Consider the following 14,202-nt stretch of genomic DNA (forward strand, 5'->3'; position numbering starts at 1 on the left):
GGCTTACGGGCTCATGCAGGCGGCGCTGAGCAGACCCGCGGAAACCGAGACCGCGGCGACCCAAACGGCCGCGGCGAGCGCGTTCTCCTCGATCGCGCGCGACAGGCCGGGATGCGCAAGCCGCGCCAGGCCATAGGCGATAAACTGCGTCACCAGCGCCACGAGGCCCCATGTCAGGAACTCGGCGACGGACCCGGTGTGATGAATCGCGGCCGCCAGCGCGATGGCGAAGCCGAGAAGACTGCCGCCGAAGGCGATGGCGGCGGAAGCGTTGTGCTCTTCGACGATCAGCGAAAATTCGTCGTGTCGCGTCACGCGCGAATAGAGCAGGCAGAATGCCGCGCAGAAGCCGACCGCGCCGGCGAAATAGACCGCGAAGGCCAACAGGCCGTGAACGAACTCCGGCATGAACAATCTGCTCCCGGGCTGAGTCGAGGCAATATATCACGCAAGAAGCGTTGGGCTGTGCGCGACGACACAGCCGGCGGCGTAAGGAAACGCCTTTCGCCGCTCGCTCCCCAAAACGCGCGCGCTACCTGCGCTCTCTGGGAAAGGAGCGCGCAAATGGCGGCGGGCCGCATTTACGTCGGGGTCGGCGGCTGGAGCTTCGCGCCCTGGCGCGGCCTCTTTTATCCGAAAGACCTCCCGCACGCGCATGAGCTCGAGTTCGCCAGCCGGCGGCTGACGTCGATCGAAATAAACGCCACCTTCTACCGCACCCAGACCCGCGAGACTTTTCTCAAATGGCGCGACGCCACGCCCGAGGGCTTCGTCTTCAGCGTCAAGGCGCCGCGCTACGCCGTCACGCGCCGCAGCGCGCCGGAGGCGAGAGAATCGATCCTGCGCTTCTTTGACAGCGGCGTCACGGCGCTGGGCCAGAAGCTCGGGCCGATCCTGTGGCAGTTTCCGCAGAGCCGCAAATTCGACCCTCAATTTTTCGAGGGGTTTCTCGCAGCCTTGCCGCAGCAATGGGAAGGCGCCGCTTTGCGCCACGCCCTCGAAGTCAGAAACGACAGTTTCAAAACGACCGAATTCGTCGCGCTGGCGCGCGCGCATCGCGCCGCCGTCGTCATCGCGGGCGACTCCGATTTTCCGCTGATCCCCGACCTTACGGCCTCCTTCGTCTATGCGCGCATTATGGGCGCGCAAGCGACGCGGCGCATGGGATACGACGCCGCTGGGCTCGATCTTTGGGCGTCGCGGGCGCTGACCTGGGCCGCCGGCGGTTCCCCCGACGATCTGCCGCGGCTCGCCGCCAATTCGCCGAGGCGAGCCGCGCGCGACGTGTTTCTCTACGTGATCCGCGGGGCGAAGGCGCGAAACCCGGCCGCCGCCATGGCGCTGATCGGGCGCCTGCAAGAGGCGCAGGCGTGACTTCGGCCAGCGGCTTGCCGCTTCCGCGCCGCGCTAGCCACCCAAGCCCGTCGCCGTTAGGCTGGCTGCGATGCGGCTGATCCGACTCCTTTTCGACGCCTATCTGAAGCTCAACCGAGACGACGGCTGGGCCATCGCCAGCCATATTGCGCTCTCGATTCTCACCTCCCTGTTTCCCTTTCTCATTTTCCTCACCGCGCTCGCCGCCTTTCTCGGGCTCCGCGCGGAAGCCGACGCAGCGACCGCGCTCATCTTCGAGACCTGGCCGCCCAATGTCGCGGGGCCCATTGCCGGAGAAATCCATAATGTGCTGACCCAGCCGCGCGGCGGCCTGCTCACCGTCGGCGCCGTGCTCGCCATTTATTTCTCGTCGAGCGGCGTCGAGGCGCTGCGCATCGCGCTCAACCGCGCTTACGACGTGCGCGATGAGCGCCCGTGGTGGCTGCTGCGGCTCGAGTCGATTCTTTATGTCTTCCTCGGCGCGGCGTCGCTCCTCGCCATCGCCTTTCTGATGGTGCTTGCGCCGCTGGCGCGCGCGATCGCGGAGAAACATGCGCCGGGGCTGATGCACGAACTCGAGCCGCTCTATGCGCCGGTGCGCTACGGCGTCACCTCCGCCGTCGTCGGCCTTGCGGTTCTCGCCGCGCACAAGCTCCTGCCCGCCGGGCGGCGCAGCCTGCTCAAGGTCGCGCCCGGCCTATTGCTGACGCTGATCCTCTCGCTCGCCTTCGGCGCCGGGTTCGGCGCCTATCTCGCGGCCTTCGCCAGCAATTACGTCTCGACCTACGCGGGGCTGGCGTCGATCATGATCGCGATCGTTTTCCTCTACACCTTGGCGCTCATCTTCATCTACGGCGCAGAACTGAACCAAACCGTCGCAGTGGGCTTTCCGCATAAGCGCGGCGAGGGTTAAGCGCGTCTTAACCGAGGTTTTTTACCGTCGCGGAGTCGGCGCGCCTTCGTGAAGCGCCTCCCCATGCGGGCTTTTTTTACATGCGTAGCCATCGCTTTCACCATTTTTCCGAACAGCTTCGCGAATTCTCCGCGCGGCGCGCGGCGGAGGCCGCCGGCGCGCTGATGGTGGGAAGCGCCGGCGCCATGACGCTCGCGCTGGTGAGCTGGTCCGCGCAGGACCCTTCCTTCAACCATGCGACGGGCGGCCATGTCCGCAATCTGCTCGGCCATCCGGGCGCGGCGGTGGCGGATATTCTCATGCAGCTCGTCGGCTTCGGCGCCATTGCGGCGATCCTGCCGCTGGCGACCCAGGGCCTGCGCATGATCCGGCGCGGCCGCATCGAGCGCGCCGCGCTGCGTCTCGGACTCTGGGTGGCCGGCATTTTCGCGACCGCCGCCACCGCCTCGCTGCTGCCGCCGACCGACCGCTGGCCGCTGCCCACGGGCCTCGGCGGCGTCGCCGGAGACGCCATTCTCGCCGTGCCCCGCACCATGTTTGCGGGCTCGGGCGTGATCATGGCGATCTTCGGCCTCGGCGCGGCCTTCGTCGCCATTCTCTCGGTCAGCGGGGCCATGGGGCTCGGCTTCGAGTCCACGAATGACATTCGCGACGAGGCCTTCGAGCCGGAAGAGGAGCCGCTGCCCTACGCCGAGGACGACGAGGATCGGGCCGGCGAGCCTGGCTTCGCGCTCATTTCCATCGGCGCCCTGATCCATCTCGGCCTCACCGCAAAAGCGTCGCTCCTGCGCCTTGCCGGGAAGATGCGCAGCCGCCTCGCCCCGCGACCGGCCGCCAAGGAGCCAGCGGCCCCGCAGCCGCGCGTCGAGCCGACATTCGACGACATTGAAGTCTATATGCCTTACGCGCCCCGTCGCGCGCGCCAGGCGGCCGCCGTCGAAGACGATGAAGAGGACTCCTACGACGACGCGTCCCCCGAGCGGGCGACGTCGGCGCGGACGGCCGCGCAAGCCCCATCTCCGGCGCCGACGCGCCGCGTCACCCGCGAGGCCGCCCCCCGTCCGCAGCGGGTCGCGCCGGGCGTCTACGACTATCCCGAGGTGACGCTCCTCGCGGAACCCAAGAAGACCGCTGGCGCAGTGAAAATTTCAGAAGACATTCTCGAATCCAACGCCCGCGTTCTGGAGGGCGTTCTGGAAGACTTCTCGGTGCGCGGCGACATCATCAACGTCCGTCCCGGCCCCGTCGTCACGCTTTATGAGCTGGAGCCCGCGCCGGGCATCAAATCCTCGCGCGTCATCGGCCTCGCCGACGACATCGCCCGCTCCATGTCGGCGGTCTCGGCGCGCGTCGCCGTGGTGCCGGGCCGAAACGCCATCGGCATCGAACTCCCCAACCAGCGCCGCGAGACGGTTTATCTGCGCGAGCTGATCGGCAGCGAGGATTTCATCCATTCGAACCACAAGCTGGCCATCGCGCTCGGCAAGACCATCGGCGGCGAGCCGGTGATCGTCGACCTCGCCCGCATGCCGCATCTCCTCGTCGCCGGCACCACGGGCTCCGGCAAGTCGGTGGCGATCAACACCATGATCCTGTCTCTGCTCTACCGGCTCAAGCCGGAGGAGTGCCGGCTCATCATGGTCGACCCGAAAATGCTGGAGCTCTCCGTCTACGACAACATCCCGCATCTTCTCACGCCCGTCGTCACCGACCCCAAGAAGGCGGTCGTGGCGCTCAAATGGGCGGTCCGCGAGATGGAGGACCGCTACAAGAAAATGTCGAAGCTCGGCGTGCGCAACATCGACGGCTACAACGCCCGCGTCGCCGACGCGCAGAAGCGCGGCGAGACGATCACCCGCACGGTGCAGACGGGCTTCGACCGCGAGACCGGCGAAGCCATCTTCGAACATGAGGAGATGGATCTCTCGGCGCTGCCCTATATCGTCGTCATCGTCGACGAAATGGCCGATCTCATGCTCGTCGCCGGCAAGGACATCGAAGGCGCCATCCAGCGTCTCGCGCAGATGGCCCGCGCCGCCGGCATTCATCTCATCATGGCGACGCAGCGCCCCTCCGTCGACGTCATCACCGGCACGATCAAGGCCAATTTCCCGACCCGCATCTCCTTCCAGGTGACCTCGAAGATCGACAGCCGCACCATTCTCGGCGAACAGGGCGCAGAGCAGCTCCTGGGCCAGGGCGACATGCTCTACATGGCCGGCGGCGGGCGCATCTCGCGCGTGCACGGCCCCTTCGTCTCCGACGCCGAAGTCGAACACGTCGTCGCTCATCTCAAGGCCCAGGGCGCGCCGCAATATCTCGACGCCATCACCGCCGACGACGACGAGATGGGCGACGACGGCGAAGCGCCCCTGCCCGGCTCGATGGACGCGGAGGAAGGCGGCGACCTTTACGATCGCGCCGTCGCCATTGTGCTGCGCGACAAGAAATGCTCGACGAGCTACATCCAGCGCCGTCTCTCGGTCGGCTACAACAAGGCCGCCTCGCTCGTCGAGCGCATGGAGAAAGAGGGCGTCGTCTCCGCCCCGAATCATGCCGGCAAGCGCGAGATCCTGGTCGGCGGCGGGATCGACCGCGGCGCCTTCGACATCGAAGCGGCGGAGTGAGGCGGGCGACGCTTGCCTATTTGTGAGCGCTTGGATTCGACATCACATTATTCAGCACATCCACAATCGCCGTCGGGCCCTTGTTGAACTCCCCCCGGAAGGGGCGATCCATGACCGCGATGAAGGCGGTGACGAGCCCGATATAGGCCGGCGCAGGTGACAACGGCGAGCCCCGTCGCGGCGAAAAAGCCGACCCAGCCGGGTGGATAATCATATATCCAGTCGATCATTGTTTTGGCTCCCGAGGTCGCGGCCGCTTTCTTCGACCCGCCTTTTGGGGAAAGTCAAAACGGCGCGCGGCTGCGAGCGCGGGGCGCCCCTATTTCCGCCAAGTTATGTTACGAAGACGAAACCTCGGCCCCTGAACACCGGATGACCGCCCAGTGAAGCACACCGCCCTTGCCATCGCCCTCGCATGCGCCCTCGCCGCGCCGGCCGTCGCCGAGGAGGCCACGCCCACCGCGCCCAAGCCCGCGGAGGCAAAACCGGCTGAGGCCAAGCCTGTGGAGGGCAAGCCTATTGAGGGAAAACCCGCGGAGGCCAAGCCGGCCGAGGCCAAAGGGTCGGAGGCTAAAGGATCGGAGGGCAAAGGATCGGAGGCAAAGGGGCCTGAGGAAAAGCCCTCGGACGCGAAATCCGCAAAGCCCGGCAAGAAGGGCGCTAAGGCTGCCGCCGCCGCGAAGCCGGGCGAGCCGGTGCAGCTCGCCAATCCGGCGACCCCGCCCGAACCCGCCAAGCCGCTCACCCGCGACGAGGCGCTCAAGCGCGCCAACGCCTTTTTCAACGCCTCGCCGGTGATGACCGCGGATTTCGTGCAGATCGGCGCCGACGGCCTGCGCTCGGAGGGCAAGCTGCATGTGCAGCGCGCCGGCCGGGTGCGCTTCGAATATGCCCAGCCGGCGACCATGGAAGTCGTGGCGGACGGCGCGCAGGTCGCGGTGCGCGACCGAAAGCTGAATACGCAGGATCTCTATTTCATCAATCAGACGCCGCTCAAATTCCTGATGAAGGAGAAGATCGATCTGGACAAGGACGTCACCGTCCAGGACGTGCAGATCGACGACTCCGGCGTCACCATCTTCATCGAGGACAAGGCCACCTTCGGCGGCACCTCGCATCTGCGCCTGATCTTCGACCCGCGGTCGTTCAAGCTGAAACAATGGCAGGTAAAAGACCCGCAGGGCTACGAGACGCTGATCACGCTGTTCAATATCGATCAGACCAAGACGCCCGACCCGGCGCTGTTCAAGATCAGCAAATAAGGGGGCTCCGCCGGGCTCGCCATGACGGCGAGCCCGCGCTCGTTAAGCCGCCGCCTTCTTTGGCGTGAGCAGCTTGCGGTTCATCAGCACTTCGGCGATCTGCACCGCGTTTAACGCGGCGCCCTTGCGCAGATTGTCGCTGACGCACCAGAGCACGAGGCCATTGTCGACCGTCGGGTCTTCGCGAATGCGCGAGATATAGGTCGCGTCCTCGCCCGCCGCCTCATGCGGCGTGATGTAGCCGCCGGGTTCGCGCTTGTCGATGACGAGCACGCCGGGCGCCTCGCGCAGGATGTCGCGCGCTTCGTCCGCCGAAATCGGATTTTCGAACTCGATGTTCACCGCTTCCGAATGCGAGATGAAGACCGGCACGCGCACGCAGGTCGCGACGAGCTTGATCTTCGGATCGAGGATCTTCTTCGTCTCCGCGACCATCTTCCACTCTTCCTTGGTGAAGCCATCCTCCATGAAGACGTCGATCTGCGGAATGAGGTTGAAGGCGATGCGCTTGGGGAACTTCTTGGCTTCGACCGGGTCCGAGACGAAGACCGAGCGCGTCTGCGCGAAGAGCTCGTCCATCGCCTCCTTGCCGGCGCCCGAGACCGACTGATAGGTCGAGACCACGACGCGCTTGATCGTCGCGGCGTCATGCAGCGGCTTCAGCGCCACCACGAGCTGCGCCGTGGAGCAGTTCGGATTGGCGATGATGTTCTTCCTGGTGAAGCCCGCGGTCGCGTCGGCGTTCACCTCCGGCACGATCAGCGGCACGTCCGGGTCCATGCGCCAGGCCGAGGAATTGTCGATGACGACGCAGCCCTGCGCGCCGATCTTCGGCGACCATTCCTTCGAGACGCTTCCGCCCGCCGACATCAGGCAGATGTCGGTGTCGGAGAAGTCGTACGTGTCGAGATGCTTGCACTTCAGCGTCTTGTCGCCGAAGGAGACTTCAAGGCCGATCGAGCGCGAGGAGGCGAGCGGCACGACTTCCGACACGGGGAAGCGCCGCTCGGCCAGAATGTCGAGCATCTCGCGGCCCACATTGCCGGTGGCGCCGGCGACGGCGACCTTATACGCCATTTTGAACTCCGTGCGGCCTTGGCCGATATCAGAAGGGAAGTCCGACGGACATATTGCCCGACGGGGTCACGTTGACAGCGTTGCCCTGGCTCGGCGACGGGTCCGGGTCCTTGCTGTCCTTGGGCTTCGGCGGGGCCTTGCCAGGCGACCAGCCTTCGAGTTCGCCGAACTGACGGTTCGGCCCGGAAGCGGCGGCGCCGCCCTTTCCGCCCTGCGCCGGCTGCTGGGCGGCGGCGTCAGCGCCTTTCTTGCCCTTGCGCTTGACCTGAACAGAGGAAGCGCCGGACGAATCGAGCGCCTTGGGGTCGAGCTGCAATTCCTGAGCGAGGGCGGCTTCAAACCCAACGCCCATCAGGAACGCGGCGAGGAGGATAGATCCACGAAAAAGACGCGCGCTGGAACGCATAGCCTTGTTCTCCATGAAACAGTCAGCCGTCCTAACCCCGCAAGGCGGCGGGATCAAGCGCCGGGATCACCGGGGCCTGCGCCTCTGAGGAGCAACTGGCCAAGGCGGCCCGCCCTTTGAGACGCGCGCGGCGCTGGCGTCTTGGGCGAAGTCAAAGATCGCGCCGAAAGCCGCCGCAGGGGGGGTCGCGTGCGGGCGCGCCCCAAAGTCCCCGGAGGGTCACCCCTCCTGCCGGGCGATCGCCATGTTCTTCAATTCGGCGATGGCCTTCGCCGGCGACAGCCCCTTGGGGCAGACCTTGGTGCAGTTCATGATCGTATGACAGCGGTAGAGACGGAAGACGTCGTCGACATAGCCGAGCCGCTCGTCGATCGCCTCGTCGCGCGAATCCTGCACCCAGCGGAATGCCTGGAGCAGCGCCGCCGGCCCGAGGAAGCGGTCGGAGTTCCACCAATAGCTCGGACAGGCGGTCGAACAACAGGCGCAGAGGATGCACTCGTAAAGGCCGTCGAGCTTGGCGCGGTCTTCCGGCGACTGCAGCCGCTCCTTCTCCGGATTGACGCCGGCGTGCAGCCAGGGCTCGATCGCCGCATGCTGCTCGTAGAAAATCGTGAGGTCCGGCACGAGGTCCTTCACCACGCCCATATGCGGCAGCGGGTAGAGTTTGATCGGCCCCTCGATCTCGTCCATGCCCTTGGTGCAGGCGAGCGCATTCACCCCGTCGATATTCATCGAACAGGAGCCGCATATGCCCTCGCGGCAGGAGCGGCGGAACGTCAGCGACGGATCGACCTTGTTCTTGATCCAGATGATGGCGTCGAGGACCATCGGCCCGCAGTCGTCCGTATCGACGAAGAAGGTGTCGATGCGCGGATTGGCGTCGCTGTCGGGATTATAGCGATAAATCTTGAGCTCACGCAGATTGGCCGCGCCCTCCGGCTTCGGCCAGACCTTGCCCTCGGCGACGACGGAGTTCTTGGGGAGGGTGAATTCGACCATCTCAGTAGACCCTCGCCTTCGGCTCGATATAAGCGACCTCATTCGTCATCGTGTAGCTGTGCACCGGCCGGTTATCGATCGACACGGTCTTCTTGTCGCGATCAATCGCCGCCAGCGTATGCTTCATCCAGTGCTTGTCGTCGCGCTCAGGGAAATCCTCGCGGGCGTGCGCGCCGCGAGACTCCTTGCGGTTCGCCGCGGACTCGATCGTCACCGCCGCCTGCACGATGAGATTGTCGAACTCCAGCGTCTCGACGAGATCGGAGTTCCAGATCAGCGAGCGATCCGTGACCTTCACGTCCGCCGCTTCTTGCCAGACTTCATGAACGCCGGCGACGCCTTCCGCGAGCACTTCGCCGGTGCGATAGACCGCGCAATGCGACTGCATCACGCGCTGCATCCTGTCGCGCAGCGTCGCCGTGGACGTCTCGCCATTGGCGTTGCGGAAGAAGTCGAGGCGCGCGAGCGGCAATTCGGCGGAATCGGCCGGGAGCTCCGGCTGCGACTGGCCAGGCTTGACGAGTTCCGCGGCGCGCAGGCCCGCGGCGCGGCCGAAGACGACGAGGTCGATGAGCGAGTTGGAGCCGAGACGGTTTGCGCCATGCACGGAGACGCAGGCCGCCTCTCCGAGCGCCATCAGCCCCGGCACGACGGCGTCCGGATCGTCGCCGACCTTGCGCAGCACTTCGCCGTGATAATTCGTCGGGATGCCGCCCATGTTGTAATGCACGGTCGGCAGGATCGGGATCGGCTGGCGCGTCACGTCGACGCCGGCGAAAATCTTGGCGCTCTCCGAAATGCCCGGCAAACGTTCGTGCAAAATTTGCGGATCGAGATGCTCGAGGTGCAAATAGGCGTGGTCCTTGCGCTTGCCCACGCCCCGGCCTTCGCGAATTTCGACGGTGATGGCGCGCGAAACCATGTCGCGCGGCGCGAGGTCCTTCACGGAAGGCGCATAGCGCTCCATGAAGCGCTCGCCCTCGCTGTTGGTCAGATAGCCGCCTTCGCCGCGCGCGCCCTCGGTGATGAGGCAGCCCGCGCCGTAAATGCCGGTCGGGTGGAACTGCACGAACTCCATGTCCTGCAGCGGCAGGCCGGCGCGCAGCACCATGGCGTTGCCGTCGCCGGTGCAGGTATGCGCCGAGGTCGCCGAGAGATAGGCGCGGCCATAGCCGCCGGTCGCGAGCACGGTGAGCGCCGAGCGGAAGCGATGGATCGTGCCGTCGTCGAGCTTGAGGCAGACGACGCCGCGGCAGGCGCCCTCGGCGTCCATGATGAGGTCGATCGCGAAATATTCGACGAAGAATTTCGTCTCATGCTTGAGCGCCTGGCCGTACATCGTATGCAGCATGGCGTGGCCGGTGCGGTCGGCGGCGGCGCAGGTGCGCTGCGCAGGCGGACCCTTGCCATAGTCGGTGGTCATGCCGCCGAAGGGGCGCTGATAGATCGTGCCCTCGGTCGTGCGCGAGAAAGGCACGCCCCAGTGCTCGAGCTCATAGACCGCCTGCGGCGCGTTGCGGCACAGATATTCGATCGCGTCCTGGTCTCCGAGCCAGTCGGAGCCCTTGACGGTGTCGTACATGTGCCATTTCCAGTCGTCCGGCCCCATGTTGCCGAGCGCTGCGGCGACGCCGCCCTGGGCCGCGACGGTATGCGAACGGGTCGGAAAAACCTTGGTGACGCAGGCGACGTTCAAACCCGCCTTGGCGCAGCCGACGACCGCGCGCAGACCGGCGCCGCCGGCGCCGACGACCACGACGTCGAATGTGTGGTCGGTGATCGGATAGGCCCGTCCGCCGACGGAAACGGAAGTCGCAGCGTCAGTGGCAACCATAATCAAAGCCTTTGTTGTCGTCGTTTGAGCGGCTTTTTCGTCAGAAATCGCGCTTATTTGGGGGCGGCGATCAGCATGATCCCCAGCGTCCAGGCGGCGGCGATCGCGATGGATGCGACCTTGTTCCAATAAAGCGCCTTTTCCTGCAGCGCTGCGTCATGCACGTAGTCCTCGATGATCTCATTCATGCCCTGGCGGGCGTGGATCATGCCGACGACGCCGAAGACGATGAGCACGATCGCCGGAATCGGATGCCCGATCTCGGCCTTGACGCCCTCGAGCGTTTTGCCGACGAGGCCCGCGAGCCACCAGGCGGACAGGACGCCGAGCGGCGCCAGCGCATAGGAGGAGAGGCGCATGAAGCGGGCGTGGACCGAGCCCTCGTGATCCGAGACATAGGCCTCGCCCTGCCCCGTGCGCCCGCTTTTGAAGTGAGTCGGAACCGACATCTACGCGCCTTTCCTCAGCCGACGAGAGACTTGAGAACCCAGAGCAGCAACGTCAGGCCGACGCCGCCGTAGAGCGTCGCCTGAGCCAGAAGCTCGCGGCCTTGTGGGTCCATGTAGAGACCGCGATCCCACAGCGCGTGCCGAACCCCGCCGAGCGTGTGATGGAAAATCGCCCAGGTGATGAGGAAGACGATCAAGCCGCCGATGAAGCCCGAGGCGAGCCAGCCGGTGAGCGCGTGGAGAAAGCCCCCGAAGCCGGCCCCGAGCAGGTAAAGCGCGAGCAGCGCCATGCCCGCATAGAGCGCGACGCCGGTGATGCGGTGGGCCATGGACATGGCCATGGTCAGCCAGGGCCTGAAGATGGTCAGATGCGGCGACAGCGGGCGCTTCGCGGCGCGCTCGTCGATTCCGGCGTTTGCCATGCTTGCTTCCTCTTCCGCGCTTTTCCGGAATGTTTCCGAAAAACGCCCCCTCGGAGTGGATAATTCAAATGGTGCGGCGCCGCAACTCTACCATTTCCTGACCCGGTTCGAAGGATGAACCCTGTCCGTCACGGCGCGCGTCGTGCGGCTGTTGAGAGCGGAACGATCGCCACGAGGGATAGCGCCGCCAGAAGCCCGCCCGCGGCGAATGTCGCAGAGGGGCCGTAGAGGTCCCAAAGCTTGCCGGCGCCGAGGCTCGAAAGCAGCAGGGCGAGCCCGCCGGCCAGGTTGAAGACGCCGAAGGCCGTGCCGCGCAGCGCTCCCGGCGCCGCGTCGGCGACCAGCGCCGCGAACAGTCCCTGCGTCAGCCCCATATGCAGTCCCCATAGGGCGACGCCGACCCAGACCAGAGGGAGAGACGGCGCAACAGCGAGGGCGACGTCGGCGAGGAGCAGCACGCCCATCCCCGCCGCCAGCGGCGTCAATCGGTCGCCCTGGTCCGAGAAGGCGCCGGCGGGATAGGAGGCGCCCGCGTAAACGATATTCATGACGACGAGCACCAGCGGCGCGAGCGCGTCCGGCAAGCCGACGGAGGCGGCCTTGAGAATCAGAAAGGCTTCCGAAAAACGCGCCAGGCCGAAGAGCGTTGCCACCGCCACAATCAGCCAGAAACAGCCGCCGAGCCGCTTCAACTCGTCCCAGTGAAGCGGAAAGCGCGCCGGGCGAGACGGGCGCGTATCGGCCGGCTCGCTGACGCCGGCGGCGAGAACGAGGACGGCGAGCGCGGCGGGAATCGTCGCCACCCAGAATACGGCGCGCATATCGTCGACCGTCAGCCACATGGCGAGAATCGCGACGGCGGGGCCGAGAAAGGCGCCGACCGTGTCGAGCGATTGCCGCAGGCCGAAAGCGGCGCCGCGCAATTCCGGCGGCGTGACGTCGGCGACCAGCGCGTCGCGCGGCGCGCCGCGAACGCCCTTGCCCACCCGGTCGATGAAGCGCGCCGCCATCACCCAGGCGACATTGGGCGCCAGCGGAAACATCGGCTTGGTCGCGGCCGCGAGCCCGTAGCCCAGGATCGCCAGCAGCTTCCGACTCGCGAACCAATCCGAAACGGCGCCCGAAAAAACTTTGACCACCGAGGCTGTCGCTTCGGCGACGCCCTCGATCACGCCGACCTCCGCCATCGTCGCCCCCATGGCGCCGACGAGATAGAGGGGCAGCAGCGCATGGATCATCTCGGACGAGAAATCCATCAGCAGGGAGACAACCCCCAGCGCCCAGACGCTCGACGGGATCTGACGGAGGCGGGCGTAGCGGAGGGGCGAATCGTCGATCATATCGGGGCCTGTTCTCGCGCGGCTTCTAGCACGAGAGGTCCGGGAGGACACTCACCCCACCCCTCTTCCCGCAAGCGGGAGAAGCGGCGTTCGCGATCTGGCGCACGCGCCTGCGGGGAGAGGGCGCCGGGAGGCGCGGCGAATATTGAGAAATGTTGGAGAGCCGGCCGCTTGCCGGACCCGAACCTCCCTCTAACTCCGGCGAAGGAGAGAGGAGCGTCAGATGCGGGCGCAGTCCAGCTATCGCTATAATTATCGCTTCATCGCCCAGGCGGCGCTCATTGGCGTGATGCTGGCGGCGGTGGATTTCGGCCTCTTCGAGGCTCTGAGCCACATGATGCGCTAGCGCGCCTCAAGGGTCGATGGGCAAAGCGTCGCCGGCGGCGTGCGCGGCGATCCACTTGCGCAATTCGGAGACGTGGTCGCGCTCCTCCTCGGCGAACTCCTTCGCGAGGATCCTGGTCTCCGGGTCGTCCGTGTTGTCGTGAACCGACTGGTAGTAGTCGAGTCCCGCCATTTCCGCCTGAAGCGCGATTTTCAGCGCCTCTTCGCGGCCTATGAACGGATCGGCGCCCCAAATCGCGGCGCTTTCCGGGCTCTCGAGATCAGGCCAGACGAACTCCTCGGGACGCAGCTCCGGCAGCTCGCGGAACCCCGACCGGGCGCGCGCGTCGGAGAGATGCAGGCGCGAATAGTCGGCAAGCCGACGAAACAACTTGCTGACCTTCGGATTGCCGTTCGTCGACATGGCGTCGGCGAGCTGGTCGAAACGCATGGCGGCTTCCGCCTCCAGCTGGACGGCGTGAGCGAGAAAATCCTCGACCTTCATGACCTGATCCTTGGGAGCAAGGCGCAAAACAAAACGGCGCGCTGAAGCATTATCGCGCGCCGTTTCCGCCTCTCCAAGACCATATGCTAGGCGGTTCGCCTGCATTGGCGGCGCCTCTTATTTCCCCGCGATCTCTATTTTCTTCTCTTCAGTCTTGGTCTGGACCGCCTTCGGCAGGGTCACCTTGAGCACCCCCTTGTCGAAAGACGCGGAGATGTTGGCGACGTCGACGTTCTCGGGCAAATGGAAGCTGCGCCTGAATGAGCCGTAGCGCCGTTCGGAGAAGAACATGCCTTCCTTTTTCTCCTCGCGCTCCATTTTCTTCTCGCCGTGAATGACGAGCGCGCCGCCGGCGAGCTTCACTTCGACGTCCTTCTCATCGAGGCCCGGAAGCTCCGCCGTCACTTCGTAATCCTTGTCGCGCTCGACGAAGTCGACAGGCGGCGTGCCCTGCCAACCCATGAATCCGAACGGCTCCAGTCCGCCGCCGCGCTTTTGCAACGGCGCTTCGTCGAAGAAGCGGTCGAGCTGACGACGCAGCGCCTCGAAGGGGCGCCAGTCCCAGAGATCGGGAGAGATCAATGCGCCGCCGTCCTTTTTTTCCGGGGCGTTTTGCTCTTGAGCCATTTTTCTCCTCCGTTTCGTGATGATGCACAAATGACACAACAAA

Annotated in this window: 16 protein-coding genes; 5 read left to right on the forward strand and 11 right to left on the reverse strand. The window is 65.7% G+C overall.

Features of this window, described 5'->3' with window-relative positions; translation table 11 throughout:
• Nucleotides 1–3: 3 nt before the first annotated feature.
• The gene (locus RVU70_RS01005; protein WP_363349246.1) at nt 4–408 is read right to left on the reverse strand and encodes a DUF350 domain-containing protein; all 405 of its coding nucleotides are present in this window, start codon (nt 406–408) and stop codon (nt 4–6) included.
• Between the two features lie 156 nt (nt 409–564).
• Here RVU70_RS01005 and RVU70_RS01010 point away from each other — a divergent pair, with 156 nt between their 5' ends.
• From RVU70_RS01010 to RVU70_RS01020, 3 genes are all read left to right on the forward strand, one after another.
• Complete coding sequence (locus tag RVU70_RS01010) at nt 565–1,374, forward strand: DUF72 domain-containing protein (protein WP_363349247.1); 810 nt, start codon at nt 565–567, stop codon at nt 1,372–1,374.
• Between the two features lie 70 nt (nt 1,375–1,444).
• Complete coding sequence (locus tag RVU70_RS01015; protein WP_363349248.1) at nt 1,445–2,287, forward strand: YihY/virulence factor BrkB family protein; 843 nt, start codon at nt 1,445–1,447, stop codon at nt 2,285–2,287.
• 80 nt (nt 2,288–2,367) lie between these two features.
• Entirely contained in the window at nt 2,368–4,914 is a 2,547-nt protein-coding gene (locus RVU70_RS01020) for a DNA translocase FtsK (RefSeq protein ID WP_363349249.1), read from the forward strand.
• 16 nt (nt 4,915–4,930) lie between these two features.
• Here RVU70_RS01020 and RVU70_RS01025 read toward each other — a convergent pair whose 3' ends face one another.
• Nucleotides 4,931–5,077 carry a hypothetical protein gene (locus RVU70_RS01025; protein ID WP_363349250.1) on the reverse strand — a complete coding sequence of 49 codons (147 nt, stop codon included), beginning with the start codon at nt 5,075–5,077 and terminating at the stop codon, nt 4,931–4,933.
• A 220-nt stretch (nt 5,078–5,297) separates the two neighbouring features.
• On the opposite strand from RVU70_RS01025, the gene RVU70_RS01030 reads away from it, so the two are divergent.
• Nucleotides 5,298–6,176, forward strand: coding sequence for an outer-membrane lipoprotein carrier protein LolA (locus RVU70_RS01030; protein ID WP_363349251.1), 879 nt, complete (start codon nt 5,298–5,300; stop codon nt 6,174–6,176).
• Nucleotides 6,177–6,218: 42 nt separating this feature from the next.
• On the opposite strand, the gene RVU70_RS01035 is transcribed toward RVU70_RS01030, so the two are convergent.
• The 7 genes from RVU70_RS01035 to RVU70_RS01065 all read right to left on the reverse strand — a co-directional run bounded on the left by RVU70_RS01035 (nt 6,219) and on the right by RVU70_RS01065 (nt 12,703).
• Nucleotides 6,219–7,253 carry an aspartate-semialdehyde dehydrogenase gene (locus RVU70_RS01035; RefSeq protein WP_363349252.1) on the reverse strand — a complete coding sequence of 345 codons (1,035 nt, stop codon included), beginning with the start codon at nt 7,251–7,253 and terminating at the stop codon, nt 6,219–6,221.
• Nucleotides 7,254–7,281: 28 nt separating this feature from the next.
• A complete protein-coding gene (locus tag RVU70_RS01040) occupies nt 7,282–7,659 on the reverse strand; it encodes a hypothetical protein (protein ID WP_363349253.1) in 378 nt (125 codons plus the stop codon).
• Nucleotides 7,660–7,878: 219 nt separating this feature from the next.
• Nucleotides 7,879–8,658, reverse strand: coding sequence for a succinate dehydrogenase iron-sulfur subunit (locus tag RVU70_RS01045; RefSeq protein ID WP_363349254.1), 780 nt, complete (start codon nt 8,656–8,658; stop codon nt 7,879–7,881).
• A 1-nt stretch (nt 8,659) separates the two neighbouring features.
• The gene (gene sdhA, locus RVU70_RS01050) at nt 8,660–10,492 is read right to left on the reverse strand and encodes a succinate dehydrogenase flavoprotein subunit (RefSeq protein ID WP_363349255.1); all 1,833 of its coding nucleotides are present in this window, start codon (nt 10,490–10,492) and stop codon (nt 8,660–8,662) included.
• A 53-nt stretch (nt 10,493–10,545) separates the two neighbouring features.
• Complete coding sequence (gene sdhD, locus RVU70_RS01055; protein ID WP_363349256.1) at nt 10,546–10,941, reverse strand: succinate dehydrogenase, hydrophobic membrane anchor protein; 396 nt, start codon at nt 10,939–10,941, stop codon at nt 10,546–10,548.
• Nucleotides 10,942–10,955: 14 nt separating this feature from the next.
• Nucleotides 10,956–11,363, reverse strand: a complete 408-nt coding sequence (gene sdhC, locus RVU70_RS01060) for a succinate dehydrogenase, cytochrome b556 subunit (protein ID WP_363349257.1) — start codon at nt 11,361–11,363, stop codon at nt 10,956–10,958.
• Between the two features lie 128 nt (nt 11,364–11,491).
• Nucleotides 11,492–12,703: an MFS transporter gene (locus RVU70_RS01065; protein WP_363349258.1), complete on the reverse strand. Its 1,212-nt coding sequence runs from the start codon at nt 12,701–12,703 to the stop codon at nt 11,492–11,494.
• Nucleotides 12,704–12,926: 223 nt separating this feature from the next.
• Here RVU70_RS01065 and RVU70_RS01070 point away from each other — a divergent pair, with 223 nt between their 5' ends.
• Nucleotides 12,927–13,049, forward strand: a complete 123-nt coding sequence (locus tag RVU70_RS01070) for a hypothetical protein (RefSeq protein WP_363349259.1) — start codon at nt 12,927–12,929, stop codon at nt 13,047–13,049.
• A gap of 6 nt (nt 13,050–13,055) precedes the next feature.
• On the opposite strand, the gene RVU70_RS01075 is transcribed toward RVU70_RS01070, so the two are convergent.
• Both RVU70_RS01075 and RVU70_RS01080 read right to left on the reverse strand, forming a co-directional pair.
• A complete protein-coding gene (locus tag RVU70_RS01075) occupies nt 13,056–13,532 on the reverse strand; it encodes a ferritin family protein (protein WP_363349260.1) in 477 nt (158 codons plus the stop codon).
• A gap of 117 nt (nt 13,533–13,649) precedes the next feature.
• Entirely contained in the window at nt 13,650–14,159 is a 510-nt protein-coding gene (locus RVU70_RS01080; protein WP_363349261.1) for an Hsp20/alpha crystallin family protein, read from the reverse strand.
• Nucleotides 14,160–14,202 lie beyond the last annotated feature (43 nt).

It is taken from the genome of Methylocystis echinoides, assembly GCF_040687965.1.
Classification (GTDB): Bacteria; Pseudomonadota; Alphaproteobacteria; order Rhizobiales; family Beijerinckiaceae; genus Methylocystis; species Methylocystis echinoides_A.

What these genes read in the sequence shown, in the direction of transcription:
- RVU70_RS01005 (WP_363349246.1), bottom strand. Translation starts at nt 408, where the DNA reads ATGCCGGAGTTCGTTCACGGCCTGTTGGCCTTCGCGGTCTATTTCGCC.
- RVU70_RS01010 (WP_363349247.1), top strand. Translation starts at nt 565, where the DNA reads ATGGCGGCGGGCCGCATTTACGTCGGGGTCGGCGGCTGGAGCTTCGCG.
- RVU70_RS01015 (WP_363349248.1), top strand. Translation starts at nt 1,445, where the DNA reads ATGCGGCTGATCCGACTCCTTTTCGACGCCTATCTGAAGCTCAACCGA.
- RVU70_RS01020 (WP_363349249.1), top strand. Translation starts at nt 2,368, where the DNA reads ATGCGTAGCCATCGCTTTCACCATTTTTCCGAACAGCTTCGCGAATTC.
- RVU70_RS01035 (WP_363349252.1), bottom strand. Translation starts at nt 7,253, where the DNA reads ATGGCGTATAAGGTCGCCGTCGCCGGCGCCACCGGCAATGTGGGCCGC.
- RVU70_RS01040 (WP_363349253.1), bottom strand. Translation starts at nt 7,659, where the DNA reads ATGCGTTCCAGCGCGCGTCTTTTTCGTGGATCTATCCTCCTCGCCGCG.
- RVU70_RS01045 (WP_363349254.1), bottom strand. Translation starts at nt 8,658, where the DNA reads ATGGTCGAATTCACCCTCCCCAAGAACTCCGTCGTCGCCGAGGGCAAG.
- sdhA (WP_363349255.1), bottom strand. Translation starts at nt 10,492, where the DNA reads ATGGTTGCCACTGACGCTGCGACTTCCGTTTCCGTCGGCGGACGGGCC.
- sdhD (WP_363349256.1), bottom strand. Translation starts at nt 10,941, where the DNA reads ATGTCGGTTCCGACTCACTTCAAAAGCGGGCGCACGGGGCAGGGCGAG.
- sdhC (WP_363349257.1), bottom strand. Translation starts at nt 11,363, where the DNA reads ATGGCAAACGCCGGAATCGACGAGCGCGCCGCGAAGCGCCCGCTGTCG.
- RVU70_RS01065 (WP_363349258.1), bottom strand. Translation starts at nt 12,703, where the DNA reads ATGATCGACGATTCGCCCCTCCGCTACGCCCGCCTCCGTCAGATCCCG.
- RVU70_RS01070 (WP_363349259.1), top strand. Translation starts at nt 12,927, where the DNA reads ATGCGGGCGCAGTCCAGCTATCGCTATAATTATCGCTTCATCGCCCAG.
- RVU70_RS01075 (WP_363349260.1), bottom strand. Translation starts at nt 13,532, where the DNA reads ATGAAGGTCGAGGATTTTCTCGCTCACGCCGTCCAGCTGGAGGCGGAA.
- RVU70_RS01080 (WP_363349261.1), bottom strand. Translation starts at nt 14,159, where the DNA reads ATGGCTCAAGAGCAAAACGCCCCGGAAAAAAAGGACGGCGGCGCATTG.